Origin of the sequence: Dyella jejuensis (assembly GCF_044904675.1) — a bacterium.
GTDB classification, from domain to species: domain Bacteria; phylum Pseudomonadota; class Gammaproteobacteria; order Xanthomonadales; family Rhodanobacteraceae; genus Dyella_B; species Dyella_B jejuensis.
The window spans coordinates 41,898-63,421 of sequence record NZ_JADIKJ010000001.1 but is presented as its reverse complement, the minus strand read 5'-3'; the positions used below and the strand labels follow the sequence as shown (position 1 = coordinate 63,421).

Genomic DNA, 21,524 nt, shown 5'->3' with positions numbered 1-21,524 from the left:
CGATAGAAGATGACACGTCGCCGGCGGCAAGACTGCCGCTGACGCGCGCGCAGAAAAATCCTTGTTCTATTCGCGACCGTTGGTGCTCGGTCATGATGAAACACTTTCGTTGATGGCCACGTCCTGGTGGCGGGGTGCGGCCTGCATGCGGTTGAGCAGCCATGGCAGCGTCATCGCAAGCAGGTAGAACTTCGAAGCAAAATACTTGTTGTCCAGCCGGCTGCGATGCGTTTCCAGCCAGCGCGGTGCGCCTGGCAGCAGCGCCTGCGCCTGCAAGGCGAACGCATGCACCTGGTCGAATCGCTGCCTGGCCAGGCCGCGCAGGTCGAAACGGAAGCAGCCCTTGGTTTGCACGTATGGCAGCTGCTCGAAGTGCTGGGCGATGTATTTGCGCATCAGTACCTTGTTGACGCCGCCAGGGCCGATCAGCATGTCGTCCGGCACATCATGGAAAATCCAGTCGCGCAGCTTCGGATCGCAATACGGATAGACCAAACGCAATGCCATGGCACTGGCGACATACATGCCCTTGGCAAGGTGGGCTGACTCGCCCACGACCAGCGAGATACGGCGGACTGCCTCAGCCGATGCGGCAGCCGTGATATCAGCATGGAAAGTATCCATGCGCTTGCGTGAGCGCGACGCGATGTTCCAGCCAAACAGCTCATCCACTTCCGTATCGCTGAAGCGCGAGCCGGGAAAATAACGCTCGAAGCCATTCATCTGCAGCGTGGCCAGGGCGAAGCAAAGCTTGAAACTGCGGCTGACCAGGCGAGACTTGAATACGTCCTGCGGCAAGCGCAAGCGCCGCGCAAGCATGGCGAGCAAGCGATCCTGCCGATGCAGCGGCACACCGAAATATTGATCCGAGCCCAGCGCATCGATGATGCCGTCGCCGCGGTTCTGACCGACTTCGGTGGCGAGGTCCGCATAGGACAAGGCGGCGAAATCCGCGGTCAGCAACGGCGTGCGCGGCACCAGCGCCAGATAGCGATCGTAGGCGCGGCCGGGGTCGCAGACCAGCGCTTCGTGGCGCAGGCCCAGCTTTTTGGCAACGAAGCGGGCCGAGGCCACCTCGTCTTCTTCCTTGCCGCCGAGGTAAGTAAGACAGGTGGTGCGCGGACATGCTTCGGCCACGGCGATGGCCATGGAGGTGGAATCCTTGCCGCCGCTTTGCAGCAACCAGGGCGACTGCATGCCGGCGGTGGAGCGGGCTACCGCGTCGCACAGCAACCGGTGGAAAGTCTGCAGCAGCACAGGGTCCGGCACCGCTCCCGCGGGTGGTCGCGAGGGCGCCAGCGCCGCCTGGAACGCGAAGTGGAATTGCGGATGATCGTGCATGTCCTGCGTTGGATCGAAGCCGGTGGCGGCGATCTTTACGTTCCGATAGATGGTGTGCGGCGGATAGACGAAGGCGTTGCGCAGCAGGTCGGCGATCGATACCAGGTCGAGGGAGGCGAAATCGTGGTCGTGCTCGCCGAGCGGCGAGAAATCCACTTCACCTGCGTCGGGCGAGGCGTTGATCTGGATACGGTCTGGCGTGGCGGCATGGACGGTGGCGTCCAGGTGTCCTCCGAGCGTTGCTGCGTTCATACGACCACCTGATTAGTTACGTAATAGAGAAAAGCGGCGCAGGACAAGATCAGTGCGCCGCGCAGCAGGATGGGGTTGCGCAGCATGGACAGGCGATTGTGGAACAGCAGCGCGGCCACCATCAGCGAAGCGGCCAGATAGGCCGGCAACAGATAGCGATTGGAGAAGTTGCCCCAGCCCATGATGAAAAACGGCAGCACCATCACCAGGTAGACCGAGGTGCTGTCCTTGATGCGCTGATTGAAGGGCTTGCGCACCAGACCTGACAGCAGGAACGGCAACAGGTACCAGAAAATCGAAAACACCGCGAAATCGATGCGCACGCCGGAGCGGTAATTGGCGCTGAGGCTGTAATCCATCACGGCGTTGTACAGCGCCGGTACGGCCGAACGCACCACCACCATGGTCAGCCCGGTGCAGTAAGCCACGAATGCGAAAATGGCGGCGATGCGCTGCAGCCGTACATTGAGCAATAGCAATGGCGCGCAGGCCAGGTACAGCAGCGAGGAGTAATGGAAACAGCAGGCCACTACGCCGTACAGGAAAAAGCCGCGCCACTGCCGTTGTTGGAAACATAGCAGCGCGGCGAACACGGGCAATGCCGCCAGGCCCTGGCGCATGGCATTGATCGATGCGTTCACGAACATCGGTGAAAACAGCAGCATCATCAGGCAGGCGCTGAGGAACGTCATATAGCCACGGCCGCCGCCGAGATAATCGAAATAGCGGCGCGCAGCCAGGAAAGCCATGCACAGCAATGTGGCAAACAGGATCAACTGATACGCCTTCACGCTGAAGCCGCAGGCACTGAGCAGCTCGGTCAAGAACAGGAAGCCCGGTTCGAAGCGCGTTTGCGCCGGGCCACCGCGCAATGACTCGAAGAATTGCGCATAGACATAAGTATCGGTGCCCACGTCGATGCCACGCATGCCGACGATGAGATCGGCCGCTACGCAGACAAACGCCAGCAATATCAGGCTCAACATCATGCGCGCGTTGGTCGCGATGTTCGATGGTTCGGAGTGTTTCAGGTACGGCGCGACTGAGTTCATGCGTCGATGTTCCGCTCAGGTACTACGTTCAACGTGGAAGGCGCCGGCATGGCGCCGGCGGAAAGTCAGCAAGCGCCGGCGCAGGTAGCGCACATAGCCCATGGCGTCGGCGATGGACATCTGCCACCAGCCCAACAGGCCTTGCTCGTGCAAGGTCTTGCGCACATCGACGGCCGCCTCGTACATGGCCACCAGGTCGCCGCTGAGTCCGCCAGCGCCGAACGGCGGCTTGTGCCATGACGCCAATATCTGGTTGAGCTTGGCGCAGCGATGGCCGGAGAGCAGGATCTGCGCCCACAGCAGGAAATCCTCCGCGCGCCAGCGTGTTTCGTCGAAACGGAACGGCAGGTCGCGTCGAAGCATGATCGAGGCTGTCGGAAACGGGCTTCGCAACATCAGCAGGTGGCGGGGAAAGACCCGCAGCTTGACCGGCAAGCGTAGCGACGGTGCCGGCGTGGCGCGCGATTGCACATTCATCTCATGGGCGATCAGCGCGATCGTCGGATCGGCGGCCAGCGCGTCCAGTTGCAGCTTCAGCTTTTGCGGGTGCCAGCTGTCATCGGCATCGAGGAAGGCGATCCACGGCTGGGTTGCGTGACTCCAGCCCCGGTTGCGTGCCGCTGACGGTCCACCGTTGCGCGGCATCGCCAATACCTTGATCCAGCCTGGCGGATAAGCTCGCGCAACGGCTTCCAGGCGCTCCAGCGTGCCGTCGCCGCTGCCGTCATCCACCAGGATCACCTCGCTGGGCAGCACCTTCTGCGCGGCCACCGAAGCGACCGCGCTGTCAATCGTATGCGCGCAGCGATAACACGGTACGACGACGCTGACCGGAGCCGCGGCGGTAAGGCTGGCGTCGGCGTCATGGCGAACGGGGGTCGTTGCGGTGGCGACGAATCCCTTTTTCAGCTGTGTGCGTTCCATCCGGTTTACCCATGTCCGTTCGTTGTTTTTTGCATGCATGCAGTCACTTTTTCGATGCAATTACCGCATCGCGCTGCACGGCCTCGTCCTCTTGTTCGTAAGTGGCGCCGATCACCGGTGCTTGCAGTTGGGCCACCATCGCAGTGCTGCGCGTCAGCTGGGACAGGTGCAGCGCGGCGGTTGCAGTAGCCTGGCGTGCCTGCTGGCCCCGACGAACACGGCCTACCAGGGCGATATAGATGACGGCGAGGGCGCCAAACGTAAGCAAGTTGCTGCCCGGTGCCAGATGGCGCGTCAAGGAGCCCATGAAGACCAGCGACATGGCCAGTCCGATCAGCGCCAGCAGGGTGGCGCGAGGGCCGAGGCCGGCATCCATCATGATGTGATGGATATGCCCGCGATCAGGCTTGAAGGGCGACTTGCCTTCCCGCATGCGCCGCACCATCACCGCCAGCGTGTCCAGCACCGGCAGGGCGACACACCACAGCACGTCCACCGTCGACAGATGCGGCTGCGCTTCCTGGCTGAGCTCAATCAAGGTCCAGGCGAGGAAGTAGCCCAGCATCATGCTGCCTGCGTCGCCGAGGAAAATCTTGCGTCCCACCAGGCCGAGGTTGGCGGCGAGATCGGGCAGCAGCGCGGCGGCCAGCAACAGCAACAGGATTACGCTATGCCATTGCGACACGCCCTGGAACAGATTGATGGCGCCGATGCTGACCAGCGCCAGCATGCCGGCCAAGCCGTCGATGCCATCCATCATGTTGAAAGCATTGAGCACGCCGATGACCCCGATGATCGTCAGCGGAATGCCGAGCGTGCCCAATTCAAACTCATGGCCAAACAAATGACCCAGCGTATGCACATACACACCCGTGATGTACACCATCGTCAGCACTGCGCCGGTCTGCACCAGCAGGCGGGTGCGTACACTGAGATCGAAGCGGTCGTCCAGCGCTCCGGTCAGCGCCAGTATCGCGCCGGTGCCAAGCAGGGCATTGGTGAACAGCGGCGATTGACCGTCGAAGCATGAGCTGACGACCACGCCGAAGAAGGCTGACAGGCCGCCGATCAAGGGGATGTTTCCAACGTGTTGCTTGCGCTCGCTAGGCCGGTCGACCAGGCCTATGGATTCAGCATGGCGATACAGGAAGATCATTGCAGCAGCAGAAGACAGAACAGCCATCACAAACGAGATCAGCATTCGATACTGCATGGGGTGCTCCCAAGACCTTCTATCGTTGACGCGGCAGTACGTCGACGAACGGGTTATCCACATGCTTTTTCGGGCCGCATGTGGCGCGAATTCCCCCTGATTTATTGGCAAGCGAACGTGGATTCGCTTGGGCGGTCCGAGGGGGACTTTATTCGGGTATCGGTGTATTCCTTGTTAAAAAACGTGCTTTATTTGGCGTTTTTATCCGTCATTTTCTGGTAACACCCGAAGGTTGATATTTTTTGTAAAAGAGGGTGCTGCGGCGCGATAAATGGCGCTGGCTGACCTGTTTGAGCCCCTGGTTTCGCGATCAAGAGCGGAGCGGCGATGGGGTATGCCGGGGGTGGGGAGAGTTTGGCCGCCTACCATGTGCAAAAAGCGTGATGCGTGAAATACATCACATGTTTTAAGGTGGTCGGGTGCGGGGCAGGGGCATGTCGGGTGATGTCTGGCACAGAAACACCACATGGCGGGAGTCAGGCCACGAGATCGCTCCCGGCAGCGCGTATTACCTCCACGTCTATGGCAATCCGATCAGGCGGTACGCGCGGTGCGGGCTGGCAACTCGGCAGCGGCAAGAACATTCCCTCGGTCACCTGTTCCAGATCAGTGGCCTCGGTAGCGTGCGCGGCTATGAAACGGGCATCCTGTCCAGCCCGTGCGGTACTGCGCCAACCTGGAATGGCACCACAACCTGTTCGACCGCGTGGACGCATATGTCTTCGTCGACCACGGCACCATCTATTCGTATTGCCCGACCAGCAAGAGCATCACCGGTATCGGCCCGGGCTTTCTTTATCGTTTCCGCCTTTGGCTCACGTTGTCGGCGGATGTGGCCAGGTCGCTCGATACGGTCATCCCGAACCAGGGAAGTTATCGCGCGGATGCCCGCCTGACCCCGTACTGGAAATGACCGCCGGGCCCTGGTGCCGCAGGATGCTTGCTTCGGGCTGACAGATTGCGTGCAGTAACGGTTGGCGTTCCGGTTGGTTATAGTGCGCAGGCATGGGGAAACAGGAAAAACCGATGACGCATGGCGAGCCACTACCGCCTTCATCCCGCGCCCGGCCGCCGTCCGGGCCGCAGGGTACCCAGCTCCTTTCGGCGGAGGAGCTGCACCGATACGCGCTTGAGGACGGACACGTGTCGGACGGTCGTGCCAGCGTGCACGAGCCGGTACTGAAGGGACTCAACGGCGCGTTGAAGGATCGGCGCTTCCTGCTCCGGTCCGGGCGGCAGACGGTCGGGCGGCGGCCAGGCAACGACATCGTGATCGAAGACGCCAGCGTCTCCGCCTCGCATGCATGGATCGTCAACCAGCACGGCCACTATGTCGTGATGAATACGCTGTCGACCAACGGTACCTATGTGAACGGCAAGCGCATCCACGAAGCCGTACTCAAGCACGGCGACCGGCTGCACTTCGGCCACACCGAATTCGAGTTCCTCACCCGCGAGCGCGGCAATCTCACGACCAGCTGGCGTTGGGCCGCCGCTCTTGCCGTCGCGGGCATCCTGTTGATCGCCCTGCTGGTTTATGGATTCGCCTGAGCCTCTGCCTGCCAGTCCGGCCATCCCTGAAACGATCGGCCGGTTTCGCATCGAGGGCGTGTTGGGCGAAGGAGCGATGGCGGTTGTCTATGCCGGCTTCGATCCGGAAATCGAGCGGCCTGTGGCGATCAAATGCCTGCATCGGGAGATAGCCGGCGATCCGGTCTATCGCGAGCGATTCCAGGTGGAGGCCCGCGCTGCCGGCCAGCTTGTCCATCCGCACATCGTCACCATCCTCGATGCGGGCGAGATGGACGATGGCCGCTCTTACCTGGCGATGGAACGCCTGTCCGGCGAGACGCTGGCGCAGCGCGTCGCCAACGAAGGGTTTCCATCCGTTCCCGTGATCATCGACCTGGTCAGCCAGCTGGCTGCCGCGCTCGATTACGCGCACGCGCATGGCGTGGTCCACCATGACATCAAGCCTGAGAACATCATGCTGGTGGATGGCTGGCGCTACGCGAAGATCACCGATTTCGGCATTGCCGAGCGCGGAGCAGGGGCGTCGCTGCCAGCCGAGCCGCTTGCGGAGATCGGAGGCACGCCCGCCTACATGCCGCTGGAGCGGTTACTCGGCGGACGCTCCGATGCGCGTGGCGATCTGTTTTCGCTGGGCGTGGTGCTGTACTGGCTGGTGGCGGGCCGGCTGCCGTGGTCGCAGGCACCGGATCTGCGGCGCCTGGTCCGGCAACGCCGGCGCCTGCCGCAACCGCCGATCAAGCCGCGCGATCCGGCCACGCCATCGATCCTCATCGATATCATCCGTACCCTGATGGCGCCTACCGCGGACACTCGCTACCAGCGGGGCGCGGAAGTGGTGGACGACCTGCGGCTTGCCCGCCGCAGCTACGAGCGCTCGCACGAAGATCGCCCGCCGCCGCGCGCGCGTTCCATCCGGGTGCGCTGGGCGACGCTGCTGGGCGCGGTATTGAGCCTGGTGCTGATCCTGGGCATGCTGGCGATCCATGCCACGCAAAGCATTGCGGTGACCGGACTGGCGCTGGACTTTGGCAGTTCGCTCGGCCGAATGATTGCGCGCGACGCCGCGGAGAATATCGTCATCGACGATCCCGCCGCCACGCGCGCCCTGGTACAAGACGTCGCGCGCAACCAGCAGATCGATTACCTGGCGATTGCCGATCGCCATGGACGGGTCATCGCCAGTACGGTACCTGGCGAGATCGATGCAACGCTTCCTGCCTGGACCACCCAGCAGGCGCTGGCCAGTGCGGGCGACATCAGCCGCTATCGCGGCCAGCTTCCCGGTCATGCCAGCCGGCAGCGCGCATTGCTTTTCGACGTGCCGATCCACTACCAGACCAAGCAGGTCGGCGACCTGCGCCTGGGCATCAGCGATGCTCCGCTGCGCGCGGCGCAGGTTACGGCACTGTGGGTGATCGCCGGGGTGCTGCTGGTGACGCTGGTGGCGGTGGTGGGCGCGGCTTATTGGCTGTTCCGCCGCTTGCAGGTCGTGCTGGACTTGCTTGCCGATGCCATGCTGCGCGTGGCGCGCGGAGACTATCAGCACCGCATCCGGCTGGCGCGGCGCGATGAACTGGGAAGGTTGTTCGTCGCCTTCAACATGATGACCGAAGCACTGTCGTCAGATAAACCGGGGCGGAAAGAAGCGCCGCGGGCTGGCGCCGCGAACGTCGATGTCATCCAGCCTACCTTGATCATCGCCACGCCGATCGCCAGGGACGATCCGGCCTAGCGCCGGCTTTCCCGCGTGCCGGCAAGAAGCGGTTCAAGCGGTTAGTACTGCTGGAGCCGCTGCTTCAATTCCAAGGCGCGCGCGCGATAGATCTTGGCCGGCTCGTTGGTGGGGTCGATCGCCAGCACGCGGTCCCACAACGCAATCGCCCGGTCGAGCTGTTGGTCTCGGTATAGCACGATGGCTTGCTGGTGGAAGGTGTTCACCAGCTCCGTGCGCAACGCTTTTTCCCTGGCATTCGTGGGTGGCAGGGTGGGATCGAGCACCAGCGCCTGGTCCAGGCGCGCCAACGCCAGGTCTTTCTGTCCGTGATCCAGCAACGCGAGGCTTTGGGCTTGCAATTGCTCTGCCCGTGCGCTCTGTGACGGGCCGTCAGCACCGGCGTTGCCATTCGTGTTGTCGGAAGCCGGGGCGGAACCACTGGCGCCTGTCGCCGTTCCGGCATGAGCGCCGGCATTGGCGAGATCCGCCGCGCCGTTCGCCGATGCCGGCAAGCGTAATGTGGTACCTGCACGCAGCCGCGAAGGATCGGTGGAGTTGTTGTAGCGAGCCAGCACCACGAATAAATTCGCATCCCCCAGATAACGCGCAGCCAGGGTGCTGAACGATTCGCCGGGCTGGACCACATGCGTGCGCGATGGCGCTCCCAGCATCTGCACCGGGTCGGCCGTCAGCTGTTTCAGGATGGATTGCGCCGCGTGATCGCCGGGATGCCGTTGCAGGTAGCGCTCCAGCGCCAGGCGCCCTTCGGTATAACGGCCGTTCTGGAGATCGTTGTCGAGGATGGATGCCAGTGACTGTTCCGGCACCGCGGGCGTGACAGTGTTGATGGATGCTTGCGGCGGTACGGCAGGATGGCTGGAGCCGCTGCCCCATTTCGATTTGATCTGCGCGCAAGCCGCCGCGTTGACCAAGGCCAGCAGGACCAGCGTGCGCACCAGCCAGGCAGCGGGCAGGGCGGTGAGAGTTCGGGTAGCGGTCATGCTTCACTTCTTTTATGCACAGCCGTGCACGCGGACAGCCAATATATATCAGCCTTCGGAACAAGCTAGGGCCTGTTCGCACGCGAACAGGCCCTCTAGATGCGTAGAGGCCAAACCGGCAAGCGCATGTCCCGGGCGCCCCTGGATGCCTCGCCTTATGCGTGGCTTTCGACCATGCTCGTGGCATTACCCAGGCGACTGGACAGCCACGGAAGCGTTACCGCAAGCAGGCAGAATTTGGAAGCGAAGAATTTGTTGCCCAGGCAATGCCGGTGATCTTCCAGCCATTTCGGCGCTCCCGGCAGCAATCCGCGCAACTGCACGGCGAACGCATGCACCTGCTCGAAGCGTTGCCTTGCCAGGCCTTGCACGTCGAAACGGAATGAGCCCTTGGACTGCACGTAGGGCAATTGCTGGAAGTGCTGGGCGATGTATCGGCGCATCAATACCTTGTTCAAGCCGCCGGGGCCAATCAGGCGATCGTCCGGAACGCCGTTGAAAATCCACTCGCAGAATTGCTTGTCGCAATAGGGATAGGCCAGGCGCAAGCCCGCGGCCTTGGCGGTGTACATGCCCTTGGCCATTCCCGCCGCCTCCAGCACGACCAGCACCATGCGCCGCACCGCCTCCGCCGACTGCGCGGCCTCGATGTCGCCATGGAACGCCTCCATGCGCTTGCGCGAGTGGGTGGATATGTTCCAGCCGAACATGTCATCCACTTCACCGTCGCTGAAGCGCGAACCTGGGAAGTAGCGTTCGAACGCGGTCATCTGCAGCGTGCCAAGCGCGAAACAGAGCTTGAAGCTGCGGCCGACGAGCGGGTGCTTGAGCAGCGCGCCGGGTATCCGCGCGCTTCGTGCCAGCACGCGCAGCAGGTGATCTTTCAAGTGCAGGGGCACGCCGAAATAAGGATCCACGCCCAGCGCATCGATGATGCCGTCGCCTTGGCGATGGCCGATTTCAGTAGCCAGATCCGCATAGGAAAGGGTGGCGAAATCGGCCGTCAACAGAGGCATGCGCGGCGCCATGGCCAGATAGCGGTCGTAGGCCCGCGCCGGATCGCATACCAGGCCTTCATGGCGCAGGCCCAGCCGCCGCGCGACGAAACGCGCCGACTCGACCTCGTTCTCCTCCTTGCCGCCGAGGTAAGTCACGCAGGTCGTATCCGGACGCACGTCGGCGATAGCGATAGCCAGGGACGTGGAATCCTTGCCGCCGCTTTGCAGGAGCCAGGGCGCCTTGATATCGGCCGTGCACTGTTGCACGGCGCGGGTGAGCAGCTGATGGTAGGTATGCAGCAATGCTTCGTCGCTTACCGCATTGGATGCCGGACGCGATGCCGCCGAAGCCGACTGGTAGGCGAAGTGGAAGCGCAGCTCGTTGCCCATGTCTTGCTGCAAAGCAAAGCCGGTCGCCAGGTTCTTTACATCGCGATAAATGGTGTGCGGCGGATAAACGAAGGCATTGCGCAAGAGATCGGCAAGCGAGACGTGATCGATGGGCCCGCTCTCTGCACGGCGCGTTTCCAGCGGAGAAAAATCCGCGTCGCCCGCGTAGGGGCTGGTGTAAAGATAAGTAGGTTGCGCACCGGCACCTATTGTCTCGATGTGCGCAAAATCGCCACGGCCGCCAAGCAGGCCAAGGCCAGATGGCTGGCACTTCACGATGTCGTCACGCGATGCCACGGCACCCCCCAGGTTTCTCGTCGTCCGCATTAGCGGATGCGTAGCAGCGATCCTAGGAAGGGTGCCGTGTATGCGCTGTTAAAGCTTGCCAACCTAAACGCCTATGTGCGATCCGGAATGGAATAAGGGTTATGGCGGCCTTCCGCATATCCGGAACACGGGTTCGCTCTGCGGGTTTTCATGGCTTGGCTGGCGCCGTCGACCTGGAAAACCGGCGCAAGCGGAAGGCTGGACGGGCGATCCGGATCATGTTTCTGCTCGGCATGGATTGTTGGCACGGATGGCGGCAGCGGCGCTATGTCGCCTTGCATGCGCAGCGGTAGCGGAGGCAGCGTGGCCTGCAAGGCGGACACGGCGGCGTCCAGTGATACGTCGCCGGGATGGGGACACGCGCGCAGCAGATTTTCGAGCAGTTGATCTTGTGCGCGCCCGCGCTCATGCGCGTAGGCATAAGGCAGCTGCGTGAACGTGACCATGCGATAGCGTGCCATGAAATGGTCTGGCGCGCGTTGCGCCAGCCGTGCGCCGAGTTCCAGCTTAGCCAGATAATGTGGGTCGGTGACGGAGTCGCGCATCTCGACATAGTTTTCCAGCGTCATGGCCGCGATGGCATCGGCATTGGGCTTGCGGATGCGTTGGAACGCCGCGAAGGCACCGGCAGTGTCGCCAGCGGAGTTCGCCAATTGCTCGGCCAGGACCACCGCATCTTCAAAACCGCAGTTCATCCCTTGGCCGTGGAACGGTGCGATGGCGTGCGCCGCATCGCCGATCAGCGCGGCGCGGCCGTCGATATGCCAGCGGTCGAGATAAAGCGTGGCCAGCTTGCCCACCGGATGGCCGTCGTAATCGTGCGCAAAGCGTGGCATCAACGGCAGCAGGTCGGGAAATTCCCGGCGGAAAAGCGCGCTGGCGGCATCCGCATCAGGCAACGTATCGAAGCTTGGGTAGGACCCGTGTTGTGGCAGGAACAAGGTAACGTTGAAGCTGCCGGCGATATTGGGTGTCGCAATACACATGTAGCGGCCGCGCGGCCAGATGTGGAGCGCGTGCGGCTCGATGGCAAATTGGCCTCGGCCAGCGGCCGGGATCTCCAGTTCCTTGTAACCGTGGCCGAGCGGTTCCACACGGATGCCGAGCGGCAGATGGACGTCCATGGCGGCGCGCAAGGCGGAGCCTGCGCCATCGGCCCCGATCAGCAAGCCGGTATCGTGTTCGCGTCGAATATGGTTCTCATCGAACAGCGTGATGCGTTGTGCATCGATATCGGCCTCCGCCAGTGCGTGGCCAAAATGGAACCGGGCGCCGGCCGCCTCGGCCTGGTCGATCAACAGCGCGTTGAGCCCACTGCGCGAAATGGACCAGATCACTTCGCTATCGTCCACGCCATAGCGTTGCAATCCAGACATGCCATCAAGCGGGTGCACCATCCGGCCACGCATCATCACCGATTTTTGCAGCGCATGCTCGGCCATATTCGCGACACGCAATGCCTGCAAGCCACGCTCGGCAAGGGCAAGATTGATCGTGCGGCCACGGGTGAGGCTGGCACGCCTGGGATCGGATCGCTTCTCGAATACCTCGACGTTGAAGCCGCGCGCGGCCAGGAGCTGCGCGAGCAACGCGCCTACCAGGCCGCCACCGATCAGGGTGATTGTTTGCCTCGCCATGCCGCCTCCTCGTGGCGTGAATGCCGTTCCACCGCGGTTCGGCGATCAACCATCTCAATGCGGCGATCAAAAGCGAATGAAGCCGCTGTTAATCGCAGACACACATGGGTGCACGGCAAAGGTGTTCGTCGTTCGCGCTGCTCAGGTCATCGCGCGCGGCGACTGCCGTATCGTTGCGCTCGCGCAAACTGATCGATGGCGGCTACAGAAGCGTAATGTCGAGGCTGCTCCGGTGAAACGGCATGAAGATATGTCCCCCTTTTTTATGAGAACCGCTTGGCGATGGCGCGCCATGTTTCCCTCCATCGTCACATCGCTTTGACTTTGCCTTCGGCAGTTTCACATTTGTAGGTCTTGCGTGAATCGTTCTTGTCGGAACGTCCGAAGCTACTGTTCTTCGGCCGTCAAAATAAGTCCCGTTGATTCATTTGCCGATGACAAGCGCCTATGAAAATCCTGCTTTTTCCAGGTCAAGGAAGCCAATATCCCGGTATGGGCAAGGAGCTGTTTGGCGCGTATCCGCGTCACGTGCAAGCCGCCTCCGAGCTGCTGGGCTATCCGATCGACGAGCTTTGCCTGCGCGATCTCCACAATCGGCTCAATCTCACCCAATACACGCAACCGGCACTCTATGTAGTCAACGCACTGGGCTATTACCAGTGGCGCGAGCAGCATCCGGGCGCCACGATTGAAGCCATGGCCGGCCATAGCCTGGGGGAACTGTGCGCCTTGCATGCGGCAGGCTGCTTCGATTTCGAGACAGGCCTGCGCATCGTGCAAAAGCGCGGCGAGCTGATGAGCCAGGCCGGTCAAGGCGGCATGGCCGCGGTACTTGGCATGCGGGCAGACGCTTTGCATTCCTTTTTGCGCGAGCACCAGCTGGATGCGATTGACCTGGCTAATTTCAACTCGCCTGCCCAGACGGTGATCGCCGGCGATACCGCCAGCATCGTTGCTGCCGAAAAACTGCTGACCGCCCATGGCGTGCAATGCATCGTGCTCAATGTGAGCGCACCCTTCCATTCGCGCTACATGCAAAGCGTGCAGCAAGCGTTTTCCCATTTCCTGCGGGACTTCGCCTTCGCCGATCCCGCCATGCCGGTTATCGCCAATGCAACGGCACGCCCGTATGGCCCAGGACAAGTCGCCGAACTGCTGGCGCGGCAGATCGTAAGTCCCGTGCGCTGGACCGATACCATCCGCTACCTGATGGGACGTGGTGCGCTCGAGTATGAAGAAATTGGCGCGGACTCGAATCGGGCCGGCGGCAACGTCCTGGGCAAACTTGTCGACACCATTCGCAGGACCGAATCGCCGATCCGCGACGACGTGCCGAAGGCACCCGGCGCCACAGCGCGCCCGGCTGTGCTTGCTCCGGTTGCCGTGGCATCGACCGATGGCAACACGGCGCCTTCCACGACATTACGCCTGGCGCCATCGTCCGCCACCGCGATAGCGTGGGATGCGCAACAACTCGGCAGCGCGGTTTTTCGTGAGCGCTATGACATCCAGTATGCGTATGTGGCCGGCGCGATGTACCGCGGTATCGCTTCCACGCAATTAGTCGTCCGCATGGGGCAGGCCGGCCTGATTGGCTACCTCGGCACTGGTGGTCTGAGTCTTTCGCAGATCGAACAAGCCATCCAGGACATCCAGGCGCAACTGCCGGCACACGCTGCCTATGGCATGAACCTGCTGGCCAACTACGGCGATCCGGCGCTGGAGCGCGCCACCGTAGATCTGTACCTCAAGTACCACGTCCGCCACATTGAAGCGGCGGCCTTCATGCAAATGACCCCGGCGTTGGTGCTGTTCCGCGTGAAAGGATTGAGCCGCGATACCGCGGGCCGGGTACAGTGCGCGCACCGCGTGCTCGCCAAAGTGTCCCGGCTGGAAGTGGCCCGTGCGTTCCTGAGCCCGCCGCCTGCGGCCATCGTCGAGGCGCTACGCAAAGAAGGCGCGGTCACCAGCGAGCAGGCCGAGCTGGCGAAGTATGTTCCGATGGCCCACGACCTCTGCGTCGAAGCCGATTCCGGCGGTCACACCGAGGGCGGCCATCCCGCCATCCTGTTGCCGGCGATGTTGCAGCTCAAGGATGCGCTGGTCGACCAATTTCATTATCAGGAACCCATCTGCGTCGGTCTGGCCGGCGGCATCGGCACGCCGATGGCCGCGGCCGCCGCGTTCGTCATGGGTGCGGATTTCATCCTTACCGGCTCGATCAACCAATGCACGATTGAAGCGGGCGCCACGCCTATGGTCAAAGACCTGTTGCAGCAGGCCGGCATCCACGACACGGCCTACGCCCCTGCTGGCGACATGTTCGAGACGGGCGCGCGCATCCAGGTGCTCAAGAAGGGATCGTTGTTTCCGATGCGCGCCAACAAGCTCTATTCGCTATACACCCAGCACGACAGCCTGGATGCGATCCCCACCGCGATGCGCATGCAGCTGGAGGGCAACTATTTCGGGCGCAGCCTGGCGCAGGTATGGGAAGAAGTCGAGCGCCACCTGCGCGAAGACGGACGCACGCAAGACCTCACCAAGGCGCAGTCCAATCCCAGATACCGCATGAGCCTGGTTTTTCGCTGGTATTTCGCCTATTCCATGCGCCTTGCTTTTAGCAACTCGGACGAAGACCAGGTCAACTATCAGGTGCACACGGGCCCCGCGCTCGGTGCTTTCAACCAGTGGGTGAAAGGCACGGCGCTGGAAGCATGGACACAACGGCATGTCGACCAGATCGCCGTGACCCTGATGCAGGCAACGGCGGAATACCTGGGTTCGATGACGGCTGCTCGCGGTAGTCAGCAAGCAGCGGCATCCAGTCATCCGCCGAACCGCCCATCGCATCCCGCGGTCATCGCCGCGGTGCCGTCGCCCGCGATCGAAGCCTGTTCGTCGATGACCTGATTGACGGTGTGGACATCACGAAGCAACGCCGAGGCGGCGTGCGCTGTTTGCCATATGTGATGACTTTGTGAAAGCCGGCTCCACCGGCTCGAAGGCTTTTGCAAAGAACGGAAAGCGCATCTTTTTGCACCAACGATTGCATTGCTACCTGGCGACTATCAATGCGAACATTGGCGCCGGTATCTCCGGGGGGAATTGCCAAGCGCTTTATTCGCAGCATCAGGATGACGTTGGTCGACACTTCCTCGTTATAGCGACGGTTCGTGCGCCCGTAAGGGGCGCACGCTGCGTGGCCGTCGGCATTGTGCTGCGACAAGGCGTCGCGGGTGGGCGCGACTGGATCGCGTGCCCGATCCGCGTGCCATGTAGCGCCGTGGCGATTTCCTCCGCTTCGCATGGGCCGTTGGCGCAGTGCGTCCTTGGGGACGTTGATCCAGCCGACCACGGATAGCGTGAGGATGGAAGCAGCGATGGCACTGATGCATAAGGCAGTTGACGGCGAAGAAGCGGTATCGTTGCGGCGTGCGCCATCGCATGGCGCCACCACTCAGGTAGCTACGCGCCTGATGCAACGCCTGCACGATGGCCCCACGCAATTGATGACGCTGGCCCTGCTTGAACTCGATCAGGCCAGGCAATCCGAACGTGTTGCCGGTGCCCAGGTGCTTGGCGGCATTCGCTCGCTGGTGTGCGAGGCGCTGCGCGGCACCCGGCAAGTGCTGGAGGAATGGGACAGTGGCATGGCAGCGGACAAGTCGATGTCGCTGACGACCTCGTTGATCCATCTCGGCCGGAGGCTTTCCTCGTTTACCGGCCTGGCGCTGCATATCGACTGCGACGATTCGGTATTCGATCCGCCGCCGCCGGTTGCCATTGCCGTGCTGCAGGCGATCCAGGAGTTGCTGCTCAACACCTGCAAGCACGCGCCAGGCGCCAACGTGGAGTTGGTGCTGACGGCGCTAGCCTACGGCTTTGAATTGACGGTGAGCGACGATGGCCCAGGTTTCGACCCGGTCGCGGTCTACCAGCGGCACAGCGAGCATGGCGGCCTGGGCTTGGGCGCCATGCCCGAGCGGCTGGCCCGCGTCGATGCCAGTTTCAACCTGCAAGCCGGTCCTGGCGCGGGAGTACATGCGTGTATCCGCTGGCCGGGCGATTTTGCCGAACAAGGTTGGCCGGGCAGGCGAGTCGTGCGTTTGCCTGGCCGGGCGAGCTTGCGATGAAGGTGCGGGTTGTCCTGGGCGACGATCACCTGATGCTGCGCGAAGGACTGGTGGCACTGTTGCAGCGCGAGCCCGACTTCGAACTGCTGGGGCATGCCGGCCACGGCGTGGACCTGTTGCGGCTTGCCCGTGCCCTGCATCCGGATGTCGTGGTCGCGGATGTCACCATGCCGGTAATGAACGGCATCGAGGTGGCGCGGCGCGTGCGCAGCGAACGCCTGTCCAGCAAGGTGCTGTGCCTTTCGGCCAGCGCCCAGCCAGGACAAGTGCGGATGGCGATGGAGGCGGGCGCATCGGGTTATGTATTGAAGGAAAACTGTTGCGATGAGTTGGCGCGCGCCATTCGCCATGTTTTCAACGGACAGTTGTTCCTGAGCGCCGAGCTGGTGGCGCCCATCTTGGGCGCCTGCCGGGAAGCCGGCGGCGGCCAGGATGCCTGGGTGCCGCCGCCGCTCACATGGCGCGAGCGTGACATTACGCGGCTGCTGGCCGAAGGCCATTCCACGCAGCAAGTGGCGGACCGGCTCCACATCAGCGCCAAAACGGTCGCCACGCACCGTTCGCATGTATTCCGCAAACTCAACATACGCAGCGTGGCCGACCTTACCCGCTATGCAGTCAGGCAAGGCCTGACCGCGCTCGATTGAACGCAAGGCCGGCGGCGCCTGGCGCCGGCCGGCCTCGGCCATCCGATCCACGCCAGCCAAACACTGCGTACCAGCGTGCGCAGGCATCGTAAAAGTGTTGTCCGGCACTTGGCCGGCGCCTCGTGCGCGGCGGGTCGCAAGCATTGCCAGCATCCCAGTGCGAGCCTCGTCGCGGTGTTCCGCACGATCGCTCGCCTCAGCAAAACGGAGGTCAATATCAGCAGATTGCTGATAGGTCGCGACGGGTACGGCGGCGTAACCTAGCCCGGCCTTCTTGCAGGGAACCCTTACGGGCGCGGCTCAGTCCGCGGTGCAAGGCGGGGCAGGTCATGCAGAAGGACAGGGGCGGGTAGTGATCGATCGCGTGCTCGAACATCTTGCGTCGCACCTCAACGGCCACTTCCGTCGGCAGTTCGATGTGGCCGAGGACGTGGTGGTGGTCTGCAATCTGCAGGAACTCGGCGGGGTTCCGGTGGTGCTGTCGGCGAACAAGCTGGTGCTGTTCCTCAGCGGGGTCGAACGCGACACGCTGGCGCACCGGTCGACCGCCATGCCGATCGGGTACGGCAACGGCGTCATCCAGAATGCAGCGCCGGTGTACTTGAACCTGCTGGTGATGTGCGCCGCCAATTTCAGCGGCAGCCATTATCCGGAGGCCTTGAAATTCCTGTCCAGGGCGATTGCCTTTTTTCAAGGCAATCCCGTGCTGGATCATCAGAACACCCCCGGCATGGATACGCGCCTGGAACGGCTGGCGTTGAACATGGAGAACCTGAGCAGCCACGAGATGCACAGCCTGTGGAGCATTCACGGCGGTCGCTATCTGCCGTCGGCGCTGTTCCGCGTGCGCATGATCACGCTCGACGCCGGCGCTGTGCGCAGTCGCGATCCGGTGGTCAGCCAGACCGAAACCGAGGCGACGCCATGAGCGCGGCCATCGATCGCGGCAGCCTGCGGCGGGCCGGGTAACCATGCAACGGTATGGCTCCTTCGCAAGGCTCGACGTGCGGCACGATTATTTTGCCGACGGCAGTGCGCGCCACCTGGTGTTTCGGCCGCACGCCGATACCTCGGCGTTTCTGCGGCGCTTCGCGATGCTGGTGCATGCCGACGGCTGCAGCCTGAGCATCAGCGTTCCCGACTCCCTACTGCAAGGCATCTGGAGCGAGCGCATGGACGAGGGGAAGCCCCGCACACTGCGCCTGGACATCCATTCGACCGATGCGGACTGCGCTTACTACACCGGAGCGGTCAACGCGCAACCGGCGACAGAAGGCAACGGCATCCAGCCGCCGCCGCTGCTGCCCGTGCCGCCTGCGCCGATGGCGCCCCTGGCGACGATCGCCTTGCCGCTCAACGGCACGGGCGGCGACGATTTCGCGGCATGGAAGGCGGCGCTGGGCACGCCGTACCAGTTGCGCATGCAAAGCCGCAGCACGATCTGGAAATACCTGCTGCTCGGCGACTGGCGCGGCCGCGCGCTGTCGATCATCGATCAGCGTGGCGAGGTGACCTTCACCGCGCCTGCGCAGGAACGCCTGCCCAACGGGCAATCCGCGCTGGCGGTGCATTCCACCGCGCCGATTGCCTTGCAGGAGCGGCCGGCGCAGCGATTTCAGCTGCGCGACGTTACCGACGTTACCGAGCGCGTGCTTATTCCGAGGTTGCCGGGCGCCGCCCCGCAGCGCTTGTGGCGCGAGACCGTACACGGCGAATCGACTGCCGTGTCGGAAATTTTTGTCCATGGCTAACACACTGACAGGAGCCCGCCGATGGGTGCAATGAAGACACCGGGTGTCTATATCGTCGAGAAGAATGCGTTTCCCAACTCGGTGGTGGAAGTGGCTACCGCCGTACCCGCATTCATCGGCCACACCGAGATCGCAGACAACCGCAGCAAGCCACTTTCGTTCAAGCCCTGGCGCATCAGCTCGATGGCCGAGTACCACCAGTATTTCGGCTTCGGGCCCAATCCGCGCTTCAACATCGTGGAAAAAACCGATCCGTCCGCGCTGGCTGATTTCAAGGCGGCCGGCAAGGACAACAAGCTCACCGAGTACGTGTTCGAGCAGCCTGCCGGCCAGGACGGTGGCCGCTATGGGCTGTACAACGCCATGCGCCACTTCTTCCAGAATGGCGGCGGCCCTTGCTACATCGTCTCGGTCGGCGACTATCAGTCGGACCTGGATCCGGACAAGTTCAACCGTGGTGTCGACGAACTGCTCAAGGAGCAGGAGCCGACCATGGTGGTGATTCCCGAAGCCGTGCTGCTCAAGCAACCCGACTGCATCGGCCTGCAGCAGGCCGTGCTGCAGCACTGCGGCGACAAGATGAGAAATCGCGTGGCGATCCTCGATGTATGGGGTGGTGACAAACCGCGCAACGATCCAGGCGGCGATCCGGTCGACCTGTTCCGCAACAGCCTGGGCATCAACTTCCTCAATTTCGCGGCAGCGTATTACCCGTGGTTGAACACCACCGTGGTCGGCGACAAGGAGTTGAGCTACGAGAACATCTCCTCCGCCGATGTGCTGCAGCTGCTGCTGCGCAACGAGCTTGGCTTGCCGGAAACCGCGCCGGATGGCGCCTCGCTCAAGGACAAGGAGCAGATCCAGGCCATCGCCGATATCACCAAGGACTGGAGCAAGGTCGAGCCGGCGCCCACGCCGGACGCGATCCTCGCCAACAAGGCACTGCTCAACAAGACGCTGAGCACCATCAGTCCGCTGTTCAACACCGTCATGGACTTGATCAAGGGCAGGCTGAACCTCATGCCGCCCAGCGCGGCGATGGCCGGTATCTACACCATGGTCGACAACAGCCGCGGCGTGTGGAAAGCGCCGGCCAATGTCAGCCTGTCCGGAGTGGTATCGCCTTCTATCGCCATCTCCGCGGTGGACCAGGAAGATCTCAACGTCACCACCCAGGGTAAGTCGATCAACGCGATTCGCTCTTTCATCGGCGAAGGCGTACTGGTGTGGGGTGCGCGCACGCTGGATGGCAACAGCCTGGACTGGCGCTACATCAACGTGCGCCGCACCATGATCATGTTGGAGGAGTCCTGCCGGCTGGCCGCCAAGGCGCTGGTGTTCGAGCCGAACGTCGCCAATACCTGGGTCACCATCAAGAGCATGATCCAGAACTTCCTTACCAGCATCTGGAAGCGCGGCGGCCTGGCCGGCGCCGTGCCCGAGGACGCCTTCGGCGTGTATTGCGGCCTGGGCGAAACCATGACCCCGGACGATATTCTCGAAGGCATCCTGCGCGTCACCGTGCTGGTGGCGATGGTGCGCCCGGCGGAATTTATCGAGATCACTTTCCAGCAGCAGATGCAGAAATCGTGACATGGCGCGGGCGCCGCGTTGCGCCCGCCGCATAGCGCCTCACCTTGCACTGACGGAGTATTCGTATGGCAGACGACGGTTCGCAACAGTCAACCAGCATTTGGCCGATGCCCAAGTTCTACTTCCAGGTGAAGTGGGATTCGGCCGTGATGTCGTTTGAGGAAATATCCGGGCTCGATATCGAAGCGCAGCCCATCGAGTATCGCCACGGCGACAGCCCGGTATATGCGTCGATCAAGATGCCGGGGCTGAAGAAATTCAGCAACGTCACTATGAAGAAGGGCGTGTTCAAGGGCGATAACAAGTTCTGGGACTGGTTCAACAAGATCAAGATGAACACGATCCAGCGCGTGCCCGTCACGATCAGCCTGCTCGACGAAGCCGGCAAGCCGACCATGGTATGGACGCTGGCCAATGCGTGGCCGACCAAGATCACCGGTACCGACCTGAAGGCGCAGGGCAACGAGGTGGCGATCGAAACCATCGAGATTGCACACGAAGGCCTGACGATCGCCAATGGCTGATCCGGCGGCATGGCCTGCCGAGGTCGTGCAGGAAGACAAGCTCGGGGCACTGCTGCCGGCCGCGTTCCAGTTCACGGTCAGCATCGGCAGCGGCGCGTCGGGCGTGGACAGCTCGTTCCAGGAAGTGTCAGGCCTGGAATTGAGCATGGAAGTGGACGAGCTGCGCGAAGGCGGCGAGAACCGCTTCATGCACCAGCTTCCCACCGGCGTGAAGCAAAAGCGCCTGACGCTCAAGCGTGGCGTCGCCTCGACCGATTCGCCGTTGGTGGGCTGGTGCAAGAACACCTTGGAAGGCGGCCTGTCGGTATCGATCAAGCTGGCGCCGGTAACGGTCAAGCTGCTCGACGCCAAGGCCAATCCGTTGCGCACCTGGTCGTTCACCAATGCGTATCCGGTGCGCTGGGAGATCGACAGTTTCCATTCCACCAAGAACGAAGTGGCGCTGGAGACGATCGAGCTTGCTTATCAGTTTGTACAACGAAGTGACTGAG

17 protein-coding genes and 1 pseudogene are annotated in these 21,524 nt (G+C 62.6%); 11 read left to right on the top strand and 7 right to left on the bottom strand.

The features are described from left to right. Window positions 1-90: 90 nt before the first annotated feature. Genes ISP15_RS00245 through ISP15_RS00230 form a run of 4 tightly spaced genes read right to left on the bottom strand, consistent with a single transcriptional unit; the run spans window position 91 to window position 4,770 of the window. The gene (locus ISP15_RS00245) at window positions 91-1,593 is read right to left on the bottom strand and encodes an asparagine synthase-related protein (RefSeq protein ID WP_404543757.1); all 1,503 of its coding nucleotides are present in this window, start codon (window positions 1,591-1,593) and stop codon (window positions 91-93) included. Further along, complete coding sequence (locus ISP15_RS00240; RefSeq protein WP_404543755.1) at window positions 1,590-2,645, bottom strand: EpsG family protein; 1,056 nt, start codon at window positions 2,643-2,645, stop codon at window positions 1,590-1,592. Before ISP15_RS00240 ends, ISP15_RS00245 begins: the two co-directional genes overlap by 4 nt. Before the next feature lie 15 nt (window positions 2,646-2,660). Beyond that, window positions 2,661-3,569: a glycosyltransferase family 2 protein gene (locus ISP15_RS00235; protein ID WP_404543753.1), complete on the bottom strand. Its 909-nt coding sequence runs from the start codon at window positions 3,567-3,569 to the stop codon at window positions 2,661-2,663. A 43-nt stretch (window positions 3,570-3,612) separates the two neighbouring features. Continuing rightward, window positions 3,613-4,770 (bottom strand): undecaprenyl/decaprenyl-phosphate alpha-N-acetylglucosaminyl 1-phosphate transferase, encoded by a 1,158-nt coding sequence (locus ISP15_RS00230; RefSeq protein WP_404543751.1) that lies wholly within the window; start codon window positions 4,768-4,770, stop codon window positions 3,613-3,615. A 670-nt stretch (window positions 4,771-5,440) separates the two neighbouring features. On the opposite strand from ISP15_RS00230, the gene ISP15_RS00225 reads away from it, so the two are divergent. The 3 genes from ISP15_RS00225 (at window position 5,441) to ISP15_RS00215 (ending at window position 8,047) form a co-directional block, all read left to right on the top strand. Next, window positions 5,441-5,695, top strand: a complete 255-nt coding sequence (locus ISP15_RS00225) for a hypothetical protein (protein ID WP_404543748.1) — start codon at window positions 5,441-5,443, stop codon at window positions 5,693-5,695. Window positions 5,696-5,925: 230 nt separating this feature from the next. Next, window positions 5,926-6,333: an FHA domain-containing protein gene (locus tag ISP15_RS00220; protein ID WP_404543746.1), complete on the top strand. Its 408-nt coding sequence runs from the start codon at window positions 5,926-5,928 to the stop codon at window positions 6,331-6,333. Beyond that, window positions 6,320-8,047, top strand: a complete 1,728-nt coding sequence (locus ISP15_RS00215; protein ID WP_404543743.1) for a protein kinase domain-containing protein — start codon at window positions 6,320-6,322, stop codon at window positions 8,045-8,047. Before ISP15_RS00220 ends, ISP15_RS00215 begins: the two co-directional genes overlap by 14 nt. A gap of 41 nt (window positions 8,048-8,088) precedes the next feature. Here the strand turns inward: ISP15_RS00215 and ISP15_RS00210 are convergent, their stop codons facing one another. The 3 genes and pseudogenes from ISP15_RS00210 to ISP15_RS00200 form a co-directional block, all read right to left on the bottom strand. After that, window positions 8,089-9,030, bottom strand: coding sequence for a LysM peptidoglycan-binding domain-containing protein (locus ISP15_RS00210; RefSeq protein WP_404543741.1), 942 nt, complete (start codon window positions 9,028-9,030; stop codon window positions 8,089-8,091). A gap of 155 nt (window positions 9,031-9,185) precedes the next feature. Next, complete coding sequence (locus ISP15_RS00205; RefSeq protein WP_404543736.1) at window positions 9,186-10,715, bottom strand: asparagine synthase-related protein; 1,530 nt, start codon at window positions 10,713-10,715, stop codon at window positions 9,186-9,188. Between the two features lie 320 nt (window positions 10,716-11,035). After that, window positions 11,036-12,382, bottom strand: a pseudogene (locus ISP15_RS00200) (FAD-dependent oxidoreductase); the annotation flags it as partial. Between the two features lie 447 nt (window positions 12,383-12,829). Between ISP15_RS00200 and fabD the strand changes: the two are divergent. The 8 genes from fabD (at window position 12,830) to ISP15_RS00160 (ending at window position 21,523) form a co-directional block, all read left to right on the top strand. Further along, window positions 12,830-15,295 carry an ACP S-malonyltransferase gene (fabD, locus tag ISP15_RS00195; protein WP_404543732.1) on the top strand — a complete coding sequence of 822 codons (2,466 nt, stop codon included), beginning with the start codon at window positions 12,830-12,832 and terminating at the stop codon, window positions 15,293-15,295. A 479-nt stretch (window positions 15,296-15,774) separates the two neighbouring features. Then, a complete protein-coding gene (locus ISP15_RS00190; RefSeq protein ID WP_404543729.1) occupies window positions 15,775-16,518 on the top strand; it encodes a sensor histidine kinase in 744 nt (247 codons plus the stop codon). Beyond that, window positions 16,515-17,165 (top strand): response regulator, encoded by a 651-nt coding sequence (locus ISP15_RS00185; protein ID WP_404543727.1) that lies wholly within the window; start codon window positions 16,515-16,517, stop codon window positions 17,163-17,165. The genes ISP15_RS00190 and ISP15_RS00185 overlap by 4 nt, the downstream gene beginning before the upstream one ends. Before the next feature lie 352 nt (window positions 17,166-17,517). Then, window positions 17,518-18,093 (top strand): DUF4255 domain-containing protein, encoded by a 576-nt coding sequence (locus tag ISP15_RS00180; RefSeq protein ID WP_404543725.1) that lies wholly within the window; start codon window positions 17,518-17,520, stop codon window positions 18,091-18,093. Window positions 18,094-18,169: 76 nt separating this feature from the next. After that, complete coding sequence (locus ISP15_RS00175) at window positions 18,170-18,916, top strand: hypothetical protein (RefSeq protein ID WP_404543722.1); 747 nt, start codon at window positions 18,170-18,172, stop codon at window positions 18,914-18,916. Between the two features lie 21 nt (window positions 18,917-18,937). Further along, complete coding sequence (locus tag ISP15_RS00170) at window positions 18,938-20,509, top strand: phage tail sheath family protein (protein ID WP_404543720.1); 1,572 nt, start codon at window positions 18,938-18,940, stop codon at window positions 20,507-20,509. A gap of 107 nt (window positions 20,510-20,616) precedes the next feature. Beyond that, window positions 20,617-21,033 carry a phage tail protein gene (locus ISP15_RS00165; RefSeq protein ID WP_404543716.1) on the top strand — a complete coding sequence of 139 codons (417 nt, stop codon included), beginning with the start codon at window positions 20,617-20,619 and terminating at the stop codon, window positions 21,031-21,033. Further along, window positions 21,026-21,523: a phage tail protein gene (locus ISP15_RS00160; protein WP_404543714.1), complete on the top strand. Its 498-nt coding sequence runs from the start codon at window positions 21,026-21,028 to the stop codon at window positions 21,521-21,523. Before ISP15_RS00165 ends, ISP15_RS00160 begins: the two co-directional genes overlap by 8 nt. Window position 21,524: the final 1 nt, after the last annotated feature.